The sequence below is a fragment of the Pseudoalteromonas sp. JB197 genome (assembly GCF_002332205.1).
Classification (GTDB): domain Bacteria; phylum Pseudomonadota; class Gammaproteobacteria; order Enterobacterales; family Alteromonadaceae; genus Pseudoalteromonas; species Pseudoalteromonas nigrifaciens.
In genome coordinates, this window is the sequence record NZ_NRGZ01000001.1 from 446,484 (window position 1) to 470,074 (window position 23,591).

The following is a 23,591-nucleotide window of genomic DNA, read 5'->3' on the forward strand; positions in this document are numbered from 1 at the left end:
TGAACAAGATGCATAAAAGTGTAAAGATTTATAGTTTTAGCGTTATAATCGCTTTAATAAATTAAGTATAAAATTAAGATAAAATAGTTAGGAGAAATCAATGCCTTCATTTGATATTGTATCTGAAGTAGAAATGAACGAAGCTAAAAACGCAGTTGATAATGCAAACCGTGAACTAGAAACTCGCTTTGACTTTAGAGGAGTTGATGCATCGATTGAGCTAAATGATAAAGTAATTAAGCTTAAAGCCGAAGCTGACTCTCAGGTTATACAATTATTTGATATTTTAGCGAGTAAAATTTCTAAGCGTGGTATGGATGTATCAAGCCTTGAATTGCAAGATATTAGCCGAGCGGGTAAAAATGTTTTTCGTAACGTTGGTTTAAAGCAAGGTATTGAAAAAGAGATGGCTAAAAAAATAGTTAAAGCCATTAAAGATTCAAAAGTTAAAGTACAAGCCGCCATTCAAGGTGAAGAAGTACGCGTAACGGGTAAAAAGCGAGATGATCTTCAAGAAGCTATGCAAGTAGTACGCAGCGCCGATTTAGGCCAGCCATTTCAGTTTAAAAACTTCCGCGATTAATAAAACAGATTACAGATATTATAGAGATTAGGAGACTAATTTTTAAAAAATTTGTGTTAAAAAAGCCAAGCTACAGCAATGAAGTTTGGCTTTTTTGCTATTAGTAGCTTGGTATGTAATCTAACTCTTTTACAGTGATTGTTGAGGGTTTATATCGTTAAAAATTAAACTTTGGCTATATAGACGTCTATTGACATTTATAAACAAAATACTCACAATAGCGACCTATTTTCAAGGTGCTTGCTTAATACCTTTGTATACGTTTCAAAGTATTGAAATTAACAGCAAGATAATCGGGAAGTTGGTGCGTTTTCAAGACGATAACAACCCCAACACTGCCCCCGCAACGGTAAAGTATTAGCAGCTATTATAGTGTTGACTGAGTCCGGAGACCGGCCTTGAAGTAATCTTACTTATTAACATCTTTGCGGTGGGCAAAGGTAGGGGACATCATGTTAAATAAAACCGCTCTAGGTGTGGCAATTTCGGCTGCACTTTCATTTTCAGTATCTGCAACAGTGCAACCAATTGAAAAAATAACCGTTACAGCTAATAAATTCGAACAACCTATTAGTAATGTGCTGGCCAGTGTTAGCGTAATTGACCGTGCTGATATTGAAAAAAGTAATGTGCGAGACTTACCTAGTTTGTTGGCTTCTCAAGCTGGTTTTCAAATTAACTCAAATGGTGGCTTTGGCCAAAATTCAGGTGTTTCGCTACGCGGTTCAGGTTCACGCCATACCCTTATTTTAATTGATGGTGTTAGAGTCGGCTCGGCTACTCTTGGCTATAAAGGTATTAGTAATATTGCCCTTAATACTATTGAGCGTATTGAAGTTGTTAAAGGTTCTCGCGCTGCTGTTTATGGCTCAGATGCCTTAGCTGGGGTGATTAATATTATTACTCGTAAAGCTGATAATATTCGCTTAGATGCTACTTTTGGCAGCAATGCTTATAAAAGCTACCAAATGGCGGGTGGAACAAATATAAATGATTTAAGTGCATCATTTAACGCTGGAATTGAAAAAACCGATGGTTTTGATGTACTGCAAAACCATGCACCAGATGAAGACGCTTATGAGAACAAAAATATTGGCTTCAATATCGCTTATAACGATGACTATTTAGGCAAGCTAACCGTACAAACTCAGTATAATGAAGGTTATGCTCGTGATGATAATCAGTACAGTGCAGCAGACAGCAGTGATGAAAGTAATGATTTTGAAAACTACCAAGTATCATTAGGGTGGAATAAAAGCTACGAAAATCAAATACACCATATAGCATTCGCATTTTCTAGCGATAGCCAAGATAACACCAGTGAAGGTGTGGTTAGTATGTACGAAACTAAGCGAAATCAAATTGATTATACTGGACAGTATATTGTCTCAGATGAGCTTAATATTAATGGTGGCTTGAACTGGTACAAAGATAAAATAGAAACCAACGCAGGTAATTACGATAAAGATAGCCGTGAGGTTTTTGCTGGCTTTTTAGGTGCGTATTACGATGATAATACGGTTTTAGCTAATATCGCAGTTCGCCAAGATCATGACCAACAATTTGGTGATAAAACCACGTATACAGCAGCGGTAGGTTATCATTTAAATAAGTTTGCTACGTTTAGAGCAAGTCAAAGCACGGGCTTTAAATCGCCTACCTTTAATGATATTTATTTTCCAGGTTCAGGTAACCCAGACCTAAAACCAGAAACGTCTGAGAATAAAGAATTAGGTTTGTTGTTAAGTTATCAAGATATTGCTTTAGAAGTGTCTATTTTCCGTAATGATTTTGACAATAAAATAGCGTGGGCACCAACACCTGCAGGCCCTTGGCAGCCAACAAATATAAACGAAGCGCGCCATGAAGGCATTGAGTTTAGCTTTTCGCAACAACTAATGGGTTTTGAGCATGCATTTAACTTCACTTACTTATCTGCAGAAGATTTAGAAACGGGCCAAGAGTTAGCTTATGTATCAAAAAATACCTTTAACTGGTCTTTAAATAAAGGGTGGGGAGATTTTGATGCGGGTATCGATTTGCAGTATCGTGGCGATAGGAAAGGTAAATTAACAGATTTATCTTCATATACATTATGGAACCTAGTCGGTAACTATCAAGCAACTGAGCAGTTAAGCTTTTCTTTACGGGTCGAAAACCTGTTTGATAAGCAGTACGATGAAGTTGATGCCTATGGTATTGATTTAGATGGTGATTATATAAATGATGAATTTTATTACTATAACACCGCTGACCGACGCTTATTTATTGGTGCTGCATACCAGTTTTAATATGCGCTAGGTAGCTTAAACTTAAAAGCTCGCTAAATTAGCGAGCTTTTTTGTGCGTAACAAAATGGGTTTAATCAGCTAAAAACTCTTTAAATTCGGTTTCGAATTTATGCAATTTAGGGGCAATTAAAATACTGCAATAGCCTTGGTTTGGATTTACGTTGTAATAATCTTGATGGTAATGCTCTGCTGGATAATACGTGGTGGCAGGGCTAACCTCAGTCACTATTGGCTCGCTTACCTGGTTTTGTAATTGAGCGATCACCGCGTTAGTAAGTGTTAGCTGTGTTTGGTTGTGATAATACACAACACTGCGGTATTGTGTGCCTATATCGTTACCTTGGCGGTTGAGCTGGGTGGCATCGTGCAAAGTGAAAAACATTGCTAGTAATACTTCAAAACTAATAATAGTGTCGTCAAATTCAATTTGCACTACTTCTGCATGGCCGCTAGTGCCTGAGCATACTGATTTATAGGTAGGAGTGTCTGTGTTGCCACCAGTGTAACCCGAGCTTACATTTAATACGCCGTTCACTCGTCTAAATGCGGCGTCTATACACCAAAAACAGCCGCCACCAAGGGTAGCGACTTGCGTTGTTGAACTCATAAATACTCCAAAATAGCTGTAAGTTTAGATTATGCAGAGCATAAGTCTAAAGCGTCGTAACAACAAGGTTACGACGCTATTAGGAGGTTAGATCTCTTCGAATGGCTTTTTAGCGGCTTGTTTATCAAGTTTTTGCTGCAAAAACTCAGGTGACTGTGTATTGCGCGCAAGTGCATAGTAAGCAGCAGGTACTACAAACAGAGTCAGTAGGGTTGATACAACAACACCGGTAAACACTACAACACCAATCACCATACGGCTTTCAGCACCCGGGCCCGAGGCTAAAACCAGAGGTACCGCACTCATTACAGTGGTTAATGAGGTCATAATAATAGGGCGTAGGCGCTGCGTAGCGGCTTGTAAAATAGCTTCGCTAAACTCTACGCCTTTGTCGCGTAGTTGGTTGGTAAACTCAACAATTAATATGCCGTTTTTAGCACTTAACCCTATGAGCATCACAATACCTATTTGGCTGTATATATTAAGCGTTAACCCCATACTCCACAGCCCAAACATGGCACCCATTAAACCAAGTGGCACAGTTAACATAATAACAAATGGATGCATAAAACTTTCAAACTGAGCTGCCAGTACTAAAAAGGTCACGGTTAATGCCAGCACAAACACATAGGTCATGGCTGAGGCACCTTCATAAAACAATTGCGACTCACCTTTATAGTCAATGGCACCATCAATGTCGTTTTCCTCTGTGGCAACCTTGTTTAAAAAGTTTAGTGCTTGTTCTAGCGTGTAACCATCAGCGAGGTTGGCACTTAAAGTAATTGCACGCATACGGTTGTAGCGGTTTAAGCGCGATGCGGTAGCTTCTTCTTTTAAGCTAATTAAACTATCAAGCGGGACTAGCTCGCCACTGCGTGATTTAAGATAAATGTTTGATATATCAGTCGGGTTGGCAAAGTCTTCTTTAGTGCCTTTTAAAATAACGTCGTACTCTTCGCCGCGGTCAATAAAGGTGGTTACACGGCGTTGGCCAAGCATGGTTTCGAGTGTACGCCCTACATCAGATACTGAAACGCCTAAATCGGCAGCTTTGTTTTTATCTATGCTGACTAAAAACTGCGGGAATGTTTCTTTGTAATCATGATCGATTCTAACCAGTCCTGGATTTTTCTCAGCGCGCTCTATAATACGGTCGCGCCAATCGGCTAGTTGTGCATAATCATTACCTTGCAAAACAAATTCAATAGGGCGAGATGAACCACCGCCGCCAATGCCTCGGCGCATAATAGCAAAGGCTTGCACGTCGGTAACTTCCTGCAGTTTAGTGCTTATTTCGTCCATTATTTCCCAGGTAGAACGTTGGCGTTTGTCCCAATCGGCCATACCTACAATTGCTACACCGCCACTGCCGCCCCAGCCTGGTACGCGCACGAGTACGCGGCTTAGCTCGCCAGATTCAGAATAAGGCATTAAGCGATCTTCAATTTTACTCATGTTAGCGGCATTGTTCTCATAACTGGCGCCTTCAGGGCCACTCATCATAACAAAAAAGGTACCACGGTCTTCTTTAGGTGTTAGCTCAGAGGGTATTTGAGTAAATAATGAATAACTTACAAAGCCAGCTAATAATAAGCTGATCATTAAGCCCCATTTGCGGGTCATGTTAGAGGCAAGTGAGTTACGATAACTAAGCTCTACCTTAGCAAAAAAGCGGTTCATCGACTGGCTAAATTTACTTTCTTTTTCAGAGGCTTTTAATACTTTAGAACATAACGCAGGTGAAAGAGTAAGTGCTGTAATACTTGAGAAAAACACTGCGGCACTTACCGCCATAGCAAATTCAGTAAATAAAGCACCAATACGGCCATCCATAAATACTAAGGGTACAAATACCGAAATAAGCACTAAAGTGGTGGCAATAATTGCAAAGCCCACTTCGCGCGCGCCTCTATAAGCGGCCAATAAAGGAGGCTCGCCAAGCTCTATGCGGCGATGAATGTTTTCTAACATAACAATGGCATCATCAACCACTAAGCCGATTGCTAGTACCAGTGCAAGTAAAGTAAGTAAGTTAATGGAATAACCCATAGCGAGTAAAAACATAAAACTACCCACTAACGCCACCGGCACAGTAACTGCAGGGATTAAGGTGGCACGAATATTACCTAAAAATATAAAAATAATTAATACAACTAAGCCCATAGAAATAGCAAGGGTGCTGTATACCTCATTAATCGATTCTTTTATAAAAATAGATGAGTCGTAACTATCCTCTATAGTGGTTCCTTCGGGTAGGTTACGTTTTATTTTTTCAAGTTCGGCGCGGGCGTTATCAACCACAGTTAAGGTGTTGGCTTTAGCTTGCTTTACAATGCCTAAACCAATCATATTGCGGCCATTACCCCGAAATAAACTCTCGTCATCGGCGGCTTCTAGTTGTACATCAGCCACTTCACTTAAGCGTACTAGGTAACCGTCATCACCGCGTTTTATTACTAGGTTTTGAAAGTCGCGCTGATCTTTATAACTGCGGGCTGTACGTACAGTAAAGTCACGGTCAACCGATTCAATTTCGCCAGCGGGTAACTCTACGTTTTCGGTGCGTAGTGTTTGTTCTATATCGCTCGCAGTAATACCGCGAGCAGCCATCGCTTGGCGGTTTAGCCAAATTTTCATGGCGTATTTTCGTTCACCACCAATGCGTACGTTAGACACACCATCAACTACGGCTAGGCGATCAACAATAAAACGCTGTGCGTAATCAGATAATTGCATTGAGTTCATGGTTTCGCTGTTTAGCACAAACCATACAATAGGGCTTTCATCGCTGTTAGACTTAGACACCTCAGGCGGGCGAACTTGTTCAGGTAGGCTATCTGCGGCGCGGGCAACACGTTCACGCACATCGTTAGATGCAGCATCTATATCGCGCTTAATATCAAACTCAATCGTAATATTTGAGCGGCCATTACGGCTCGATGAGTTAATACTTTTAATGCCTTCAATACCCGAGATACGGTTTTCGATGACTTGGGTTATTTTGGTTTCTATAATCTCTGCAGAAGCACCAGTATATTCGGTACTAATATTAACAATAGGTGTTTCAATATCAGGGTACTCACGCAGTGGCAGCATGCTAAAAGCAACGAGCCCAAAGGTGAGTAAAAGTAGGTTTATTACAATCGCAAAAACAGGGCGTTTAACGCTAATATCGGTAATTTTCACGGGTTATCCCTTCACGCTAACTTTACTGCCAGAGCGAATTTTTATTAGCCCTTCAGTTATAATTTGCTCACCATCGGCTAAGCCTTCATCAACAGCAACCCAGCCGTTATTTCTGCCCGCAATATGCACTTCAACACGATTAGCAACACCGTCCAAAATTTGAAATACGTAATGTTTGTCTTGTAGCGGAATAATTGCTTTTTCTGGAACCATTAATGCTTGGTTACTACTTAGCTCTAACGCTGTTTTAAGTAGCATACCAGGGCGAAGCAAACCTGAATTATTTGCAAAGCTGGCGGTTACTTCTACGCTACGGGTTACCGAGTCAATACGCGAACTAATATGCGTTACTTTACCGATAAAGGTTTGATCTGGATAAGCATCATTTTGAGTGAGCACTTTCATACCGGTAGCTAATTGCGCTAAATATTTTTCAGGTACTTTAAAGTCTACTTTAATGATACTTATGTCATCGAGCGTGGTAATAATTGAACTGTTATTTACATAGGCACCAATCGATATTTCACGCTTGCCCAACATGCCAGAAAATGGCGCGGTAATGGTCATTTCAGCTAGCTTGGTTTTAGCACTTTCTAATTGTGCTTGGGTGGCATCAACTCGTGATAATTGCTCTTCAAGTAACGATTTTGCTGTTGACTGAGAACGTGAAAGTTCGGTAAGTCTATCGAGTTGGCGTTTTTCTTCGCGTAAATTAATATTTAGCTCTTTTACAGCAATTTGTTCTTGTTGGCTTTGCAGTTGTACTAGCTTTTGGCCTTTGCTAACTAGGTCGCCATCTTCAAAGAAAATATTAGTCACGTAATCACTTTGTGCGCTGGTAATATATACAGCTTGGTTAGCGCGAGCGCTACCAATAGCTTCAATCATTACTGCATTTTCTTGCGAGGTAACAGTGTGAGCAGACACTTGCGTGGCCATTTGTGAAAAATCTGCTTGTTCACCTTGGCTAGCGGGTAAATATAAATAAACGCTAAATATTACGAGTAGCGTAATAATAAATGGAAAAAGAGCTCTACCTGATTGTCTTGAGTACATTGCTTTAATACCAAAAAATAAATTATAACTATTGTACGAAATAACACCGAGAAAAGGCGGTATTATGTCCCATTAATTTGTGAATTAAGCGTAAAAGTTATAATAATTAATTAAATAAACTCATGCTTGAGCTTTAAAAGGTATTTTATGAAGTTAAATACGTCGTGCAAAAAATGTTTAATGCTCAGAAAAATAGCATTGTGGGGCATTATTATGTTCATTTTTTACAGTGTTTATTATCAATATGGATGAGTTTAACGCTATGCAAATTAAGTATCGTGCGCAGGGAGCTAAGCATGGCATAGAAGCATTAATTGTTGGTGCGATTGGTTTGTTATTCATTATGCTGTTTAATTTATTACGCCCTGGTGAAATTAGCATTCTAGAAATTTTTTTAGTTAGTTTGTGTATTGCAGCAATAACAATTGGTTTTTTTAAAACCCAAGAGCCATTTTATAGCTTAGTGTTAACCACTGAGCAGTTAACTTATCAGCACAAATATGGTGTTTGGTATTTAGCTCATAGTAATTTTAAATCAAGCGGGATACCCAAAATAGCAGTAGGGCTTGAGCACCTAGAGCTTAATGCTGTGGGAATTAAGGTAAACGACATGGATGAATTTTTAACGAGTTTAGCCCCTAGAATCGCTGGGAAATTACTGATCGAGCAGCGTTATTTGTTTATGCAGCTAGTTAAAAGGCATTGCAAAAATGGCGATTGCCCATCAGAATGGTTAGCAGAGGATACACAATATAGATCTAAAAATGGAATTAGCTATAATGGGTTAATAGCAATGTTTGCCAACAGGGCTAAACATCTGCAGTTATTAACAGGCTATGATCTACTATTACCAACAAGTGTATTAGATAGAGATATTTGGGGATTTAGTGCTAACTTAAATAAGTGGAAAAGTAATCCCTGTCAGTTTATAAAGTCGCAAAATAAATAATTACATAGATACAACTGCGGCAGTAGGAATAATGATGAGCGAAGAAAGAGCTTTTTTAAAAAGTGGTCGTAATACCATAATACATAAAGACAGAAAACTAGATTTAGTCATTGTTAATTCTGAGATCCATCCTCGAATTAAAGTGACTCAACATGGCTTAGAGCCATTTAAAGAAGATCTGCCAAAAAACCGTCGAGAAGCTAAAGAGCGTTACTTAGAGGTGGTTCATATTAGTAGTGCCGATATATTTGCTGAAGAAAAACAGTTGTTATTTATTCAAGCTCTAGATGGGCGGGAATACAAGGTTGATTACAGTAAAATAGGCACTAAGTTATTTGTACGTATTCATCAAGATTGTTACTTATAGTACTAGTGGCACTTTTATTGCTTTAAATAATTATTAATTGTTTTTTGATATAAAAGGATGCTTAGTATGAGAGCAATTGCGTTAATCCCGTTATTGTGTGGATTATTGGTTGCATGCGGAGGTGGGGGGAGCTCTGATGATGGTGATAACATTCAAGCTTCAGTATTTGCAGGTAACGATTTGCAAATTATTGAAAAAACCGACTTTACTGTTACAGCAAAAGGCTCACCTACCGAGGGTACGTTCACTTGGCAGCGGGTAAATGGCCCTATTGTTGATGGTTTTCCGCTCGATGGCGCAGTGCAAACCATTACCGCACCAGATGTAAAAGCAGACAGCGAATTGGTACTCAGAGTAAGCTATCAAACAGCTGATGGTGGTTTAGTAAATGACGATATTAGTATTTTTATTACTTCAAACAATCAATTACCCCAAGCTGTTATTACCCAAACAGCACCGCAAGTATTGCCATCGGTTTATAACGACACAGTAACGCTAAGCGCTGCAGACTCAATAGATCCAGATACTAATGGTCAAATTAATAGCTACTTGTGGCAATTAATATCAGGACCAGCCCTCAATATAAATAGTTTTACTAATTCTACTTTAAGCTTTAGCCACCCGCTGCTTGAAAATAATACAAATTTAAAGTGGTCATTAACGGTTACCGATGATGAAGGGGGAGAGTCAACCTCTGAATATGACATGACTTTAAATAAAACAGCGCAAGTTGTTATTGCCAATGCCGGGGCAGATCAGCAAGTTAACGAGTTTGATAAAGTAACCTTAGATGCAAGTAACAGCGCTGCCGCAACCAGTACTTATAAATGTGACTGGCAACAACTAACCGGCAAAGCGGAAACATTAGCTAATAGTAATCAATGTATTACTACTTTTTATGCCTCAGACATAGACACGAACGCTACTTTAAACTTTGAAGTAATGGTTACTGATTCAAAAGGGCGCAGCGCAAACGATAGTGTGTTTGTAGATGTCGCACCTAAAGCGCTCGGGATAATAAACGATACAGGTATGGGGGAGTGTTACAACAATACTCAACGTATAAACTGTACAAGTAAAGACTTTCCAAATCAAGATGCAGAGCTTGGCCGAGACAGCTTTGCGAATCGTTTAGCCAAAGTAGGGCAAGGTAATTTAGCGTTTGATTACACCAAGCTAAATGAATTTGCAGATGAAATGGCAGATGATGCACAAAACTTTAGCTGTATTCGCGATAACTTAACCGGTTTAGTGTGGGAGGTTAAAAGTCCTGTATCAGGTGTGGTACCTAACACTACTTTACGCGATGGACAAAATCATTATATTTGGGATCTAGGCAGTGCAACATCAAAAAATCCGGCACTTGGCCTTGCTAACTCATCATGCCCAAGCAATACAGATTGTGGTTTAAAAACCTATATAGATGAAGTGAATGCACAGGACTTTTGCGGTGGTACAAACTGGCGAGTGCCGACTTATACCGAACTACTAAGCTTAATCGATTACGGTAAACAAGGACAAAGTGTATTAATAGATAATAAGTTTTTTCCTAATTTACCAAATAAAAGTGCGCAGGGTCATTTACGTTATTGGACCTCTCAAACAGCCGTTGATGGTACTAGTTTATCGCAAGCTTATATTATAGATATGAGCGATGGTAATGATCTTGCTTATCCAAAAGATAATACTGCTTATATTCGTTTAGTAAGAAGCCGTTAGGGAAGAACTATGAAACTTACATTATTATTGGTAATCGCAGTTATGAGTTTTAATATTGCCGCACAGCAAGCATGCTATAGCGAAGCTGATACAACAACACCAACAGAGCGATTTACGATAAATACCGATGGCACAGTGTCAGATAGCAAAACAGGTTTAATGTGGCAGCGTTGTAGTTACGGACAAGTGTATAACAATGCTACAGCAACATGCGAAGGCGCTACACCATCATTAACCTGGCAAGCTGCATTACGAGGCGCAGTTAACGATACAACAGCAAGTTATGATGATTGGCAAGTGCCTAACATTAAAGAGTTAGCAAGTATTGTAGAACACAGTTGTACAGAGCCAAGTATTAACGAATCGGTGTTTTTGGGCACAAAGCTACAAAACTATTGGACCAATACCTCAGGTGTAAACACGGTTAATTCTGCTTGGGTTTATCAGTTTGACAGTGGATTAAATAGTTTGCACGCTAAAACCAGTAGTGTTTATTTGCGCTTAATGCGTTACGAAAAATAATCCAATATAAGTAAATGCACAGCTAAGTTGAAAGCAGTGCTTTTTACATTAATTTACGTTATTTCAATAATAAAAGAGCCTGAGTGTTGTCACTAAGGCTCTTTTTTTGCCATTATGGGGGGGATTTATTTACCAAGGAATACTCAGGTGTATTTAAGCTATTTTGGTTTGCATGAAAAACCCTTTTCAATCTCGCCTAATCCCCATTATTTGTTTTTAAGTGAGCGACATAAAGAAGCGTTAGTACACCTTACATATGGACTAGGTGAAGACGGCGGCTTTGTATTATTAACCGGCGAAGTGGGTACCGGAAAAACAACCATAACTCGCAGTATGCTAGAAAAACTGCCTGAGAATACTCAAGTAGCGATGATCCATAATCCGGCTTTATCAGAGCTTGAGCTCTTAGCGAGTATTTGTGATGAGCTTAAAATTAATTATGATGCACAAAATGCGAGTTTAAAAAGCCTTACCGATGTTATAAAAAAGCACTTAGAAGCAAATAATAAAGCGGGTGGGCATACCATACTGATTATTGACGAAGCGCAGTTACTTGCCCCCGATGTATTAGAACAACTGCGCCTACTAACTAACATAGAAACCGATCATAAAAAGCTATTACAAATAGTGCTGGTGGGGCAACCTGAGCTGCAAGTATTATTAAAACGAAATGAGTTAAGGCAGCTTGCACAGCGTATAACAGCTCGCTATCACTTACTGCCTTTAACACAAGGGCAAACGGTGGCATACATTAAGCATCGTTTACATATTGCAGGCAGTGATAAAGGTATTTTTTCGTTGGACGCAATGCAAAGCGTTCATCAACTTACCGGTGGCGTGCCACGATTAATGAACTTAGTGTGTGAGCGCGCGTTAGTAGGGGCATTTGCAAAACAGCAATTAACAATAGATAGCGAGATTATAAAAAAATCTGCTCTGGAATCATTACCACCCGATTTCATTGCGGCTAATAATACGCCACCTAAAACCGTGCCATATTGGCTATATTGCTCTGCTTTTGTTGCTTTATTTGCAGCCGGCTTAGGGCTTTCATTTATTTTATAGTTAGGTGATTAATGTCTTATTTATTAGATGCGTTAAAGCAATCGCAACAAGCCGATATAAGCGCCGAGCAGTATGACTTACAGGCACAGCAGGCTAAACAGCAACAAGCTCTAGTGCGATACCGCCGCTTGGCGTTTGTGATTGGTGGCAGCTTAGCGGTTAGCTTTAGTGTTGCTGGTGGTTTTGTTAGTGGGAAATGGCTACAAAACAGCTCATTTAATAGTAATAATGAGCAAGTTAGCACTACAGCAATATTAAAAAATACTAATGCCGATAAAAAACCAACAATAACAACAAAATCGGATATAGATAATACAGCAAGATTACAAAGTGCAGAGCAAAATATAGCTGTATTAGCGGCGCGACCATCAGCGTCAAAAACGGCCCCGCCAGACGCAGTAAATACAGCAACTTCAATTCAAGGTCAGTTAGTGTATGTACAAACCCCCAGTGGTATTGTACAAATGTTACTTACGCCGCAAGGGCAATATATTCCAATAATGGAAAATCAAGCCACACTTCAGCAAAACCTAAACCCGCAAAATAATTATGCTCAGGGTACGTATGGGCAAGGCGCAATTAATCAGCAGGGATATTCACAACCACATTATAATCAACCACATTATAATCAACCTAGCTTCAATCAAACTAATAACCAGGCAACACAAGCTGCTGGGCAGCAACCTCAAAAAAATATGCCTTCATCGGCATCGCTTGATTTAAGTAAGTATAAAGTGCTTGGTAAACCGCTCGATTCGCAAGGCTCTACAGCACAAAGTACTAAAAGACCTGCGCTTGCAAAGAACCCAACATTACTAGAAACAGCTTTTGATCAAGCTATTCAAGATACAGAAAAAACACAAAACTACGAAGTAACGCAAGCAACGCGCAGCTCATCACGAGTGCAACCAATAGAGCTGTTGCCGGATGGATTGCAAGCCATGTTACCGCCACTTAAATATCAGGCGCATATATATTCCTCTGCACTCAATAAGCGTTGGATCAAGCTCAATGGTCGCGAGCTTTTTGAGGGCGATAGTATAGGTGCATTAACAGTGCGAGAAATAACACCAGAGCAAAGCGTACTTGATTTTGACGGCTACGAATTTAGCTTAAAGGCGCTACAAGATTGGCCGCAATAGCGGCTAATTAGGGTAAAATTGAATTTTTATAAAAGCGTTGTAAGTCAATATTGTATTCGTTAGTTTTAACTGCCGACTCAAGCGTATCTTGGCTTTTTTTATGTGCTAAATCTATGTCTTGCACTTGGGTATAGCACCCATGCTTTGCACTATAGAAAGTTTTAACAACGGGCTTTAGTGGGCTGGCAGGGTTGCTCTGTGTCACCAGTCCCACTTTTTGACTCGAGAGCTTAACCAGTGTGCCTACCGGGTGAATACCGATACACTGAATAAATTTAGTTAATAACTCACTATCAAAACTATCAGGGCAACCTTCTTTTAATATTTTAAAGGCTTTTATCGGCTCCATACCCGCTTTATAAACGCGCTCAGCTGTGAGTGCATCATACACGTCAACAATTGACGCCATACGCACATACTGGCTTATTTCATCGCCTTTTTTACCAAACGGATAGCCTTTACCATCTAAGCGTTCATGGTGCATACCGGCAATATCAACAGCTATACCTTTGAGCCCTGCAGCTTGTAAAATTTCTTTACTAAAGCGCGCATGATTTTTCATTATTGTAAATTCTTCATCAGTAAAACGTCCCGGCTTATTGAGTACTGCATCGGGAATTTTTATTTTGCCAATATCATGCAGTAGCGCGCCAGTAGTTAGCTGTTCAATAATATCTTTATCTATATTCAAATGCTTGGCAAAAATACTAATTAAAATAGAAACATTAATAGAGTGCTCTAACAGGTAGGCATCTTTTTGGCGCATTTGAGTAAGACAAGCAAGTGCATCTTGATTTCTAAATACCGAATCCATAAAACCACTAGCAAGATCTCTAAAAGGCGCTATGTCTATATCTCGGCCTGCTTTTATATCTTTAAATGCTTTAATTTGTAGAGATTTAGCTTCATCGTAGAGCTTTTTAGCTTTGCCCATTTCTTGTTCAGCACTGTGCGTTTTTTGCCAAGGATCGCGCTTTGTAACAGGGGAAGGAGTATTGGCAGGCTCTTTTTCAGGCACTGATTCGATGAGGGTTTTATCTGGATCTATTTCAATTTCTAAAATACCGACATTTTTTAACTTATCGATGCCTGCCTGGGTTTTAACCCAGCCTTGGCTTTTTATTTTAATACGTCCGGTTTGCTTTGTTACGCTTTGTACAAACATGCCAGGTAATAACTGCGAAATTGGAATGACTTTCAATTTAATTCACTTCATATAAGTATTCTACTGGTTAAAGTAACAAAAATATTACAATTAACATAGTAAAAAAGGCACCTGAAGGTGCCTTTTTATACGAATAAGTAATTAGTGCTAAACTAGTTACTCATCATCTTCAACAAGCGTCATCAGCGATGTATTACCACCCGATGCCGTTGTATCTATACTGATGGTTTTTTCAGTTACTAAACGTTTAATAAGCGTATCGTAATATTCAGAGCTGATCACTGGCAAAATAGCACCTTTACGCTGCGCTAGCTGCTGACTGAAATAACCAAAGCGAGAAGAGCGTGCTGCAACCACAGCGCCGGCTAAGTGCGGATGTGCCAATATAGCTTGTAACTGATTTGGTTTAGCTACTTGGAACACGCCTTCGGCAACACCGGTGGCAATAAATTTATCTCTAAAGGCAACCGCTTCTTCATAAAATATTTCAGAAGCAACAGTAATTACCGTATTACCCGCAGCAATTGCAGTAATGATCGATAATGCCCAAAAGTTAAACGATGTGCTCTTATCGGCGTAACATACAACACAACCACGTGCTTCAAGGTGCAGAGTATTAGACTCACCTGTTGGCCCTGGTAATGTAGTAAATTTACGCATGTGCTTTTCTAAGCGATTAAGTTGTGCACGTGCATCGGCAAGTGTTAGTGCTAAATCGTCTGCTAAGTCGTCAATAATTTCAACTGTGGCTATTTTAGCAAGCAATTGACGCACCGCAGATACACGGTCGTTTAGTGGTGTTGAACGCCAAATTTTTTCATCGCGCATTGAGTTAATCATTAACTTTTCTACTTGCTCGTTTGCACCGCTGTAGTGGTGTAAATCAAGCTCGTCTGGCGTTAGATTGGTCATTTGCACGTTTTCTGGCGATGCTTTTTCTTTTACTAAACGTTGTAAGTAGTTAGGGCCACCGGCTTTAGGACCAGTACCAGATAAACCACGGCCACCAAATGGTTGCACACCAACAATAGCGCCAATCATATTACGGTTAACGTATACGTTACCTGCACGCGACATTTTAGCTAGGTATTCACAGCGCTCTTCAATGCGCGAATGCACGCCCATAGTTAAGCCGTAACCTGTGTTGTTTATTTGATCCATAACACTGTCTAGTTCGCTCGATTTAAAGCGTATAACGTGTACACATGGGCCAAATACTTCGCGCTTAAGTACCGATAAGTCTTTTATTTCGTATAAACGAGGAGCAAAGAAGTACGCACCATTTACTGTGTTATCTGGAATTTTACACTCGTAATGTAATGTCGCATTACCTTTTAAGTACTCAACGTGATCGTTTAAGCTTTTCAGTGCTTTTTCATCAATTACCGGGCCTACGTCAGTAGATAGTAACGATGGGTCGCCTATATGTAATTCAGCCAGTGCACCTTTAAGCATTTCGATTATGCCATCGGCAACGTCTTCTTGAATAAATAATACACGTAACGCTGAACAGCGTTGCCCAGCACTTTGAAAACCAGAACTAATTACATCGTCAACCACTTGCTCAGGGAGTGCTGTTGAGTCAACGATCATACAGTTTTGGCCGCCTGTTTCGGCAATTAACGGTACTTGAATATCGCTACGCGCCGCGAGTGTTTGTGAAATAAGCGTGCCTGTTTCAGTCGAGCCAGTAAACATAATTGCTTGAACGCGTTCATCCGGAACAATTGTTTTACCTACGTCACTACCGCGGGCTATTACCGCTTGCACAACATGCTCTGGTAAACCTACCGACAGCATAAGTTCAATGGCACGCAGCGCAATTAGGCTGGTTTGCTCAGCTGGTTTTGCAATAACGGTATTACCGGTCACAATGGCAGCGGCTACTTGGCCTAAGAAAATAGCTAGCGGGAAGTTCCATGGGCTAATACATAAAATAACACCACGGGCTTCAAAGCGCTCATCTTGCGATAGCTCTTCAGCGCGGGCTGCGTAGTAACGACAAAAATCAACCGCTTCGCGTACTTCATCAATACTATCTTTAGCTATTTTGCCGGCTTCTTTAATACAAATAGCCACTAGTTCGTCATGATGACGCTCTAAAATATCGGCAACACGGCGTAATAAGTTAGCACGTTCTTTTACCGATGTTTGTGACCATGATTCAAAAGCGCTTTCTGCGTTGGCTAGCAAAACTTGCATTTCATCGCTAGATTGCAGTTTTATATGGCCAATTATTTCTTTGTGGTTTGCCGGGTTTTTAACTGCCACAGAGCCTTCAGGTACTTGGCTTTGCTCAATTAAGTGTTCGTTAAACCACAGATCAAGGTTTTCTTTAAACGGGGTGATCACGTTTATATCGGTTAAATCCATGCCTTTTGAATTGGCACGTTCGGCGCCATATAAGTCAATTGGCATTTTAATTTGTGTATTGTATTTATTACGTAAACCTTGCAGTGTTTCTACCGGATCAGGTAATAGTGTCTCAACCGGCTTAGTGGTATCTACAATGGCATTAACAAACGATGAGTTAGCACCGTTTTCTAATAAACGGCGTACTAAGTAAGCCAGTAGGTCTTCGTGTTGGCCCACCGGTGCGTATACGCGGCACTGAATTTTTTCCTCAGTAACGATTTGGTCAAATAAAGATTCGCCCATACCGTGTAAACGTTGGAATTCAAAACCAGTGTTATCACCTTTAGCTACTTCTAATATGGTTGCTGCAGAGTAGGCATTATGGGTAGCGAACTGTGGGTAAAGTACATCACGTGCTTCGAGCATTTTCATGGCACACGCTTTATAAGACACGTCGGTGGTTGCTTTGCGAGTAAATACTGGGAAATGTTCTAAACCATCCTGTTGTGTGGATTTTATTTCGGTGTCCCAATAAGCGCCTTTAACTAAACGCACCATCATTTTACGACCCACACGGGTTGCAAGTTCAGTTAGCCATTCAATTACAAATATAGCGCGCTTTTGATACGCTTGAACCGCTAAACCAAAGCCGTTCCAACCTGCTAGGTCGTCATCACTAAATACCGCTTCAATTACATCTAAAGAAATATCTAAACGGTCTGCTTCCTCAGCGTCAACAGTAAAGCCAATGTCATATTGTTTAGCAGCTAGCGCAAGCTCTTTAAGCTTAGGCACAATTTCGGCCATTACGCGTTCTTTATGCGTAAACTCATAACGAGGATGAATAGCAGAAAGCTTAACTGAAATGCCAGGGCTTTTTATTGGGCCACGGCCATTTGCCGCTTTACCAATAGCATGAATCGCGTTCATGTAGCTGTCAAAGTAACGCTGTGCATCTTTCATGGTGCGCGCGCCTTCGCCTAGCATATCGTATGAATATACGTAGCCTTTTTGTTCTTTATCGGCAGCACGTACTATTGCTTCGTCAATGGTACGACCCATAACGAATTGCTTACCCATAATTTTCATCGCAAAGTTTACTGATTTACGAATAACCGGCTCGCCTAAACGACCTATGGTTTTTTTAAGCATACCAAATTGCTGTTCTTTGGTTTTATCTGTGTAGTTAACCATTTTACCGGTTACTAATAGGCCCCAAGACGATGCATTAACAAATAACGAATCGCTGCTGCCTAAATGAGAGCTCCAGTCGCCTTTTGCTAATTTGTCACGAATTAATGTGTCTTGAGTTGCTTTGTCTGGTACGCGAAGCAGGGCTTCGGCTAAGCACATTAATACCACGCCTTCTTCACTAGAGAGTGAAAACTCATTTAATAGTGCATCAACACCGCTTTGACCATCTTGGTCTTTACGAATATTTAAAACAATTTGGCGAGCTCTTTCCCAGGCACGACTTCGTGCTTTAACACCTACTTCAGCAAGTGGTAAAATATGATCGATAACCGCATTTTCGTCGATGCGGTAGAAGTCACGGATTTTTTGTCTAATTGGACAAGTCGTTGTCAAATCGCTATTGAATAACATAAGCAACCCTCAGGAGTGTTAAAACTTAAGGTAAAATTAATTACCACTAAATATTCGTTGGTATAAGGCGTGCATTCTAATTAAAATTCAGCAGAATATGCTGGTTAAATTTGGCGTTTTACGCTAATTTACAGGGCATATTTTCTACTTATCCGTATAAAGTTCTGTTATGACGAGTCCAAATAGATTACGCCTGCTTGATCGTATCGATTTAGCTATTTTAGACGTTCTGCAACAGAACGGCAGAATTTCAAATGTTAACCTCGCAAAGCAGGTTAATTTAAGCCCCAGCCCTTGTCTTGATCGTGTAAAGCGTTTAGAGCAAGAAGGCTATATTGAAGGCTATGTTGCTAAGCTTAGCGAAGCCAAGCTTAATCAAAGCTTAGTTGCACATGTACAAGTGTCGTTGGTGACTTCAAATACCGCGGTATTTAAAGTGTTTAGAGAACACATTTTAAAAATTAGGCAAGTAGTGGAGTGCGACATGGTTGCTGGTGGCTACGACTACTTGCTGAAGATCAGGGTATCAAACATGGACGAGTACAGGCAAGTGCTTGGCGACTTAGTTGATATTCCAGGAGTGGGGACGCACCACACTTATATGGTAATTGAAAAAATAAAACAAGATCCGGGTCTGCGCCTAGATTTGTAATACAAATTGCAGGCATAAAAAAAGCATCAAATGATGCTTTTTTTATGCGACTAATTAAGTTGTCGTATTATGCCCAGCCTTGGTAGCGCTTACGGCGAGACAACACAATCGTTAATATAATACCTAAAAATAATCCTAAAAATGCAATAGCACCGCCATAAGTAAGTAATTGGCGTTTTTCTTTAGAGCTAGTGGCTTGCTTTAAAGTGCGCTCTTGCTCAAGCGTGGTTTTTAATTCAGTTATTTGTGTAAACAATTGTTTGTTTTGGTTTGTTAACTGCACGTTTTGCTCTTGCAACTGCGGTAATTCAACTTGTGCTTGGCGCAGTTCATTTTGTATTGAGCTCATTTCATCACTTAACGTTTGGTACTGCTTATGTAAGCCAGCTGTTTGTGTAATGTATTTAGCTTCAACCCAACCTTCACGATCTTTATCATCCTTAACTTTTAAAAAACCGTTTTCTTCACTCGATAATAAGGTCAGTTGTGTGCCTGCATCAATAGAGCCGAGTAAACGATAGTTTTTGCTCGCACCAGAGCGCATAAACGTATAAAGATTGTCAATTATATAAGCTGTTTTTGCATTGGTGGGGGCTGCTGTTTGAGCTTCTTCTGCTTGGCTCGCAAATGTTGAGGCTGTTAAAAACAGCCATAATAAACAGTGTTTTAGCATTTATTTACCTTGTTAATCTAACCGTGTCCGTTTAGAACGTGATTTTATATTTCACATAAGTATAGCGATAATATGGATTAAATAGCGCAATAGCAAGGTTGATATTGTAACCGGTGTTATTTTATTAGCGGCCCATTTTGACTAAAATATTTGCAATATGGGGCGGCTTTGTTTATTTTGACCACTTATTAATTTTAAGGGTAATCCGCATAACTAATGGATACTGAGATAGAACTAAAATTTTTGGTATCAGATGCCGTCATTCCACTGATCCCCTCATTAATTACACAATTTGCAAAAACAGTTACTAATAAGCCATCTCGAAGTTTACAAAATGCTTATTATGATACGCCAAGCCGTGAGCTTAGAGCCCTTGATATTGGCTATAGAACGCGTTGTGCTGATAATAAATGTGAGCAAACAATTAAACTCGCCGGTGAGGTTGTTGGGGGCTTACATCAACGCCCTGAATTTAACTTACCAATAGAGTCTAATCGTCCAGATATAATGGCATTTGACCCATCTATTTGGCCTCATGGCATGCAAGCCAATGTTATTGCAGAAAATATACATCCGATTTTTAGTACTAACTTTATTCGCCGTACTTGGTTAATTGAGACTCAAAACGGTGCAAAAATTGAAGTAGTGCTTGATAAAGGTGAAATTGCCGCAGCGGGTAAAGTTGAGGTGATCAGCGAGCTTGAAATTGAACTTGTTGAGGGCAGCCGTAATGAATTATTTGCGCTAGCCGATAAATTAGTAAGCCAAAACTGTATTCGCTTAGGTTTGTATTCAAAGGCCGCAAGAGGGTATCGCCTTGCTGACGACACGCCACTGCAACCAAGTAAGTCTATTGGGTTTGTTAAACTCAAAGGGCAAGTAACCCAAGAGCAAGCATTAATAGAGGCTATGGGTTTTGGTATTCGTTTTGTGCAAAAGCACGAACAATGTTATTTCAATAAGCCAAGTTTAAAAACATTAAAGCGAGTAACCGACGGTATAAGCTTAATTCGTCATAACTTTTGGTTGTTTGACGACATTGTTAGCAAAGAAAGTACTGAGCATTTACGCAACGAATTAAAGTGGTTACTCAGCGAGTTAGCGTGGGTTGAAAATGCAATTCAATTAAAAACCTATACTTCAAAACGCCACGCTTTTTATAAAAAAATAAACAACGCACCGGCATTAACACAAGTTATTAATGACCTAAAAGAGCTACAGCCTAGCATTGACGACATTTATGCGCTGTTTCATAGTGCACGCTATAATCGTTTAATACTGTCGTTAACAACCTGGTTAATAGACAAACAATGGCGCAAGTTTTGGGATCAAAAGCAATTACAAAACGCTGACCAATCGGTAGCCAGCATTGCTAACCGTTTGTTTGATAAAGATTGGCGAAATTTGCATAAGCTGTTACCTAAAGAACAAACTTTAACCGCGAATGATTACCTTAATATACGCACACAATTAGAGAACAGTTTACTAAGTGGTAATTGTTTAGGTGCGTTATTTGATAAAGAAGAGCGCTTAGAGTTTAGACTCCCTTGGCTTGATATTTCTCATGGTATGTACGAGCTTAGTACCCTTGACTATTTAAAGCAGCTTTGCGGTGGTCAAGAAGATGAAAAGCTAGCTAAAATTCAAACATGGCTAGCACAAAAGACAGAATATTTGGTAAGTGCAATGGAGCAAAGTAGATTGGCTTCGTTCGATATAAAGCCTTATTGGCTTTAGATTTACAGAATATGATTAAATAAAAAAGGCTCATTACGAGCCTTTTTTTATGTTTGCTGATTAGTATTTAGCAGCTTGGCCTTCTTTAGGTAATGCCGCTTTTATAAATTCACGTAAGTCGGTATTAGAGCTCTCTAAATCCGCATGGCGTAAGTACATCATATGTCCGCTTCTGTAGCCTTTAAAGCTTAAGCGGTCTTGCATTTTGCCACTTGGATCTAACTGCCATAACGTATATTTAGCATCAAAGTAGTTAGTTGCACCGTCATAATAACCCGATTGAATCATTACCTTTAAATACGGGTTTTGCGCCATAGCTAAACGCAAGTTTTCGCCGGTGTTATTACCGCTTCTATCCCATGGGTGCACATTACCAAACAGGTTATATTTAATATCTGTTTTATAATTTAGCTCTTCACGTAAGTAATGATTAATAGCGGGTGTGAAAGAGTGTAACCACGACGTGAGTTCTGCCCAGTAATCAGGCGACTCGCCCGCATCGCGTTTATCAATACCTAAATAACGCGAGTCTAAGCGTCCTACCATTTGGCCGCGGTCACGTAATAGCTCTTTCCAAAAAAACTGCGTTGGAATATCTAAGTTATTTTGCTCTACAAAGGTTTCAGAAAGCCCAGCATATTGCGCCATTTTTTTAATTATGCGGCGCTTTTCATCATCTGCAATAAAGCCGCCTTTAGCCAGTGCGGGGATCAGTTCGTTAATTGTAAACTGCTCAACTTCAGGCAGTAACTCGTCTAGGTCTTTAGCTTGTAAGTTGGCATTTAATGCTTTGTGATACCAAGCTGTAGCGGCAAAGTAAGGCAGGCGGTTAGCTGCTTTAATTGGGCCGTCGCGCTTAATGCCAATATCGGTTGGTGAAACCAATACTACGCCGTTAATGTACATCCATTGGCTATTTTGCAGTTCATGGGCAAGGCCCGATACACGTGTTGTACCGTAGCTTTCGCCAATTAAAAACTTAGGAGAGCGCCAGCGCTCGTTTCTGTTTACAAAGGTATTAAGCCACTCAGCGAGGTACTTAATATCGGCTTTTACGCCAAAAAACTGCTCTTTTTGCTCAGCTTTAGAGAGTAATTTACCGTCTTTATCTTCAACTACGCGAGAGTAGCCGGTGTTTACCGGATTTACATATACAATATCGGCAATGTCGAGCACTGAGTAAGGGTTGTCTTTAACCCCATATGGTTGAATAGGGTAGCCTTCATCATCAATTTTTAATACACGAGGGCCAGTATAAGCAAGGTGCATCCAAACCGATGCCGAACCAGGGCCGCCATTAAACGAAATAAGCAAAGGGCGTTTTGCTCTGTCATCTACCTTATCGCGGGTGTAGTAAGTATATTGCAAGGTTGCTATAGCATCGCCTTTGTCATCCCAAACAGGTTGCGTACCGGTTGCAACCGTATATGAAAAGCGCTGATTATTAATTTTTGCTTTGTGCTCAGTAACCACTTTGCTGTCGATATCAATACGACGCTGGTTATTATCGGCAAAGGAGGCACTACTAAGTGTTAAGGCAATGGCGGCAATAGGTAAAAAAATACTTTGGCTAAACTTCATGAATGACCCTTTTTTATTGTTAATGTTCTATTAAAAGAAATATTCAGTAAAAAAACAAAAGTATTGAGACTAGTTGCCGATAATAGTGGTTGAGTAAATAGAATGTGTAAAAACTTAGCTTTTAACGCTTTGTATCGCTCTTTATTTCGATCGTAATGAAAGTAATGTATATTCGCATCTATTTATAAATAGCAGCTTAAATAAGTGAGATTTACTTTAAAAAAATAGTGGCAAACCGACAGGGTGTGTAATTTGCTTTTTAATAAATTTAAAACCTCAACAAAGGCTTTAAATTTATGATGAACACATGGTTATAAAACAAGTAATCAAATTAGA

Annotated in this window: 17 protein-coding genes and 1 riboswitch; of the genes, 10 read left to right on the plus strand and 7 right to left on the minus strand. The window is 39.8% G+C overall.

Annotation, left to right across the window (positions count from 1 at the left end):
• Positions 1 to 100 precede the first annotated feature (100 nt).
• Positions 101 to 583: a YajQ family cyclic di-GMP-binding protein gene (locus tag CIK86_RS02100; RefSeq protein ID WP_011328934.1), complete on the plus strand. Its 483-nt coding sequence runs from the start codon at positions 101 to 103 to the stop codon at positions 581 to 583.
• A 250-nt stretch (positions 584 to 833) separates the two neighbouring features.
• Positions 834 to 999: riboswitch (cobalamin riboswitch) on the plus strand.
• 36 nt (positions 1,000 to 1,035) lie between these two features.
• Entirely contained in the window at positions 1,036 to 2,874 is a 1,839-nt protein-coding gene (locus tag CIK86_RS02105) for a TonB-dependent receptor (RefSeq protein WP_086993951.1), read from the plus strand.
• A gap of 70 nt (positions 2,875 to 2,944) precedes the next feature.
• On the opposite strand, the gene msrA is transcribed toward CIK86_RS02105, so the two are convergent.
• The 3 genes from msrA to CIK86_RS02120 form a co-directional block, all read right to left on the minus strand.
• Positions 2,945 to 3,481, minus strand: a complete 537-nt coding sequence (msrA, locus tag CIK86_RS02110) for a peptide-methionine (S)-S-oxide reductase MsrA (protein ID WP_086993948.1) — start codon at positions 3,479 to 3,481, stop codon at positions 2,945 to 2,947.
• A gap of 87 nt (positions 3,482 to 3,568) precedes the next feature.
• Positions 3,569 to 6,667, minus strand: a complete 3,099-nt coding sequence (locus CIK86_RS02115) for an efflux RND transporter permease subunit (RefSeq protein ID WP_086993945.1) — start codon at positions 6,665 to 6,667, stop codon at positions 3,569 to 3,571.
• A gap of 3 nt (positions 6,668 to 6,670) precedes the next feature.
• Positions 6,671 to 7,723: an efflux RND transporter periplasmic adaptor subunit gene (locus CIK86_RS02120; protein WP_011328929.1), complete on the minus strand. Its 1,053-nt coding sequence runs from the start codon at positions 7,721 to 7,723 to the stop codon at positions 6,671 to 6,673.
• A 244-nt stretch (positions 7,724 to 7,967) separates the two neighbouring features.
• On the opposite strand from CIK86_RS02120, the gene CIK86_RS02125 reads away from it, so the two are divergent.
• The 6 genes from CIK86_RS02125 (at position 7,968) to CIK86_RS02150 (ending at position 13,487) form a co-directional block, all read left to right on the plus strand.
• Positions 7,968 to 8,672: a DUF2982 domain-containing protein gene (locus tag CIK86_RS02125; protein WP_086993942.1), complete on the plus strand. Its 705-nt coding sequence runs from the start codon at positions 7,968 to 7,970 to the stop codon at positions 8,670 to 8,672.
• 34 nt (positions 8,673 to 8,706) lie between these two features.
• Positions 8,707 to 9,039, plus strand: a complete 333-nt coding sequence (locus CIK86_RS02130) for a hypothetical protein (protein ID WP_086993939.1) — start codon at positions 8,707 to 8,709, stop codon at positions 9,037 to 9,039.
• Positions 9,040 to 9,105: 66 nt separating this feature from the next.
• Entirely contained in the window at positions 9,106 to 10,758 is a 1,653-nt protein-coding gene (locus tag CIK86_RS02135; RefSeq protein ID WP_086993936.1) for a DUF1566 domain-containing protein, read from the plus strand.
• A gap of 9 nt (positions 10,759 to 10,767) precedes the next feature.
• Complete coding sequence (locus tag CIK86_RS02140) at positions 10,768 to 11,280, plus strand: DUF1566 domain-containing protein (protein WP_086993933.1); 513 nt, start codon at positions 10,768 to 10,770, stop codon at positions 11,278 to 11,280.
• Positions 11,281 to 11,427: 147 nt separating this feature from the next.
• Entirely contained in the window at positions 11,428 to 12,345 is a 918-nt protein-coding gene (locus CIK86_RS02145) for an AAA family ATPase (RefSeq protein ID WP_086993930.1), read from the plus strand.
• An 11-nt stretch (positions 12,346 to 12,356) separates the two neighbouring features.
• Positions 12,357 to 13,487, plus strand: coding sequence for a general secretion pathway protein GspB (locus CIK86_RS02150; RefSeq protein WP_086993927.1), 1,131 nt, complete (start codon positions 12,357 to 12,359; stop codon positions 13,485 to 13,487).
• Positions 13,488 to 13,494: 7 nt separating this feature from the next.
• Here CIK86_RS02150 and CIK86_RS02155 read toward each other — a convergent pair whose 3' ends face one another.
• Both CIK86_RS02155 and putA read right to left on the minus strand, forming a co-directional pair.
• On the minus strand, positions 13,495 to 14,688 hold the full coding sequence (locus CIK86_RS02155) for an HD-GYP domain-containing protein (protein ID WP_086993925.1): 1,194 nt from the start codon (positions 14,686 to 14,688) through the stop codon (positions 13,495 to 13,497).
• A gap of 120 nt (positions 14,689 to 14,808) precedes the next feature.
• A complete protein-coding gene (gene putA, locus CIK86_RS02160) occupies positions 14,809 to 18,612 on the minus strand; it encodes a bifunctional proline dehydrogenase/L-glutamate gamma-semialdehyde dehydrogenase PutA (protein WP_086993923.1) in 3,804 nt (1,267 codons plus the stop codon).
• Positions 18,613 to 18,781: 169 nt separating this feature from the next.
• Between putA and CIK86_RS02165 the strand changes: the two genes are divergently transcribed.
• Entirely contained in the window at positions 18,782 to 19,264 is a 483-nt protein-coding gene (locus CIK86_RS02165) for a winged helix-turn-helix transcriptional regulator (RefSeq protein WP_011328920.1), read from the plus strand.
• A 67-nt stretch (positions 19,265 to 19,331) separates the two neighbouring features.
• Here CIK86_RS02165 and CIK86_RS02170 read toward each other — a convergent pair whose 3' ends face one another.
• Positions 19,332 to 19,937, minus strand: coding sequence for a TIGR04211 family SH3 domain-containing protein (locus CIK86_RS02170; RefSeq protein ID WP_086993919.1), 606 nt, complete (start codon positions 19,935 to 19,937; stop codon positions 19,332 to 19,334).
• Between the two features lie 216 nt (positions 19,938 to 20,153).
• On the opposite strand from CIK86_RS02170, the gene CIK86_RS02175 reads away from it, so the two are divergent.
• Entirely contained in the window at positions 20,154 to 21,674 is a 1,521-nt protein-coding gene (locus CIK86_RS02175; protein WP_086993916.1) for a CYTH and CHAD domain-containing protein, read from the plus strand.
• Positions 21,675 to 21,734: 60 nt separating this feature from the next.
• Here CIK86_RS02175 and CIK86_RS02180 read toward each other — a convergent pair whose 3' ends face one another.
• Positions 21,735 to 23,255 (minus strand): carboxypeptidase, encoded by a 1,521-nt coding sequence (locus CIK86_RS02180; protein ID WP_011328917.1) that lies wholly within the window; start codon positions 23,253 to 23,255, stop codon positions 21,735 to 21,737.
• Between the last annotated feature and the right edge of the window lie 336 nt (positions 23,256 to 23,591).

What these genes read in the sequence shown, in the direction of transcription:
- msrA (WP_086993948.1), bottom strand. Translation starts at nt 3,481, where the DNA reads ATGAGTTCAACAACGCAAGTCGCTACCCTTGGTGGCGGCTGTTTTTGG.
- CIK86_RS02135 (WP_086993936.1), top strand. Translation starts at nt 9,106, where the DNA reads ATGAGAGCAATTGCGTTAATCCCGTTATTGTGTGGATTATTGGTTGCA.
- CIK86_RS02140 (WP_086993933.1), top strand. Translation starts at nt 10,768, where the DNA reads ATGAAACTTACATTATTATTGGTAATCGCAGTTATGAGTTTTAATATT.
- CIK86_RS02100 (WP_011328934.1), top strand. Translation starts at nt 101, where the DNA reads ATGCCTTCATTTGATATTGTATCTGAAGTAGAAATGAACGAAGCTAAA.
- CIK86_RS02105 (WP_086993951.1), top strand. Translation starts at nt 1,036, where the DNA reads ATGTTAAATAAAACCGCTCTAGGTGTGGCAATTTCGGCTGCACTTTCA.
- CIK86_RS02165 (WP_011328920.1), top strand. Translation starts at nt 18,782, where the DNA reads ATGACGAGTCCAAATAGATTACGCCTGCTTGATCGTATCGATTTAGCT.
- CIK86_RS02125 (WP_086993942.1), top strand. Translation starts at nt 7,968, where the DNA reads ATGGATGAGTTTAACGCTATGCAAATTAAGTATCGTGCGCAGGGAGCT.
- CIK86_RS02150 (WP_086993927.1), top strand. Translation starts at nt 12,357, where the DNA reads ATGTCTTATTTATTAGATGCGTTAAAGCAATCGCAACAAGCCGATATA.
- CIK86_RS02130 (WP_086993939.1), top strand. Translation starts at nt 8,707, where the DNA reads ATGAGCGAAGAAAGAGCTTTTTTAAAAAGTGGTCGTAATACCATAATA.
- CIK86_RS02120 (WP_011328929.1), bottom strand. Translation starts at nt 7,723, where the DNA reads ATGTACTCAAGACAATCAGGTAGAGCTCTTTTTCCATTTATTATTACG.
- CIK86_RS02170 (WP_086993919.1), bottom strand. Translation starts at nt 19,937, where the DNA reads ATGCTAAAACACTGTTTATTATGGCTGTTTTTAACAGCCTCAACATTT.
- putA (WP_086993923.1), bottom strand. Translation starts at nt 18,612, where the DNA reads ATGTTATTCAATAGCGATTTGACAACGACTTGTCCAATTAGACAAAAA.
- CIK86_RS02175 (WP_086993916.1), top strand. Translation starts at nt 20,154, where the DNA reads ATGGATACTGAGATAGAACTAAAATTTTTGGTATCAGATGCCGTCATT.
- CIK86_RS02180 (WP_011328917.1), bottom strand. Translation starts at nt 23,255, where the DNA reads ATGAAGTTTAGCCAAAGTATTTTTTTACCTATTGCCGCCATTGCCTTA.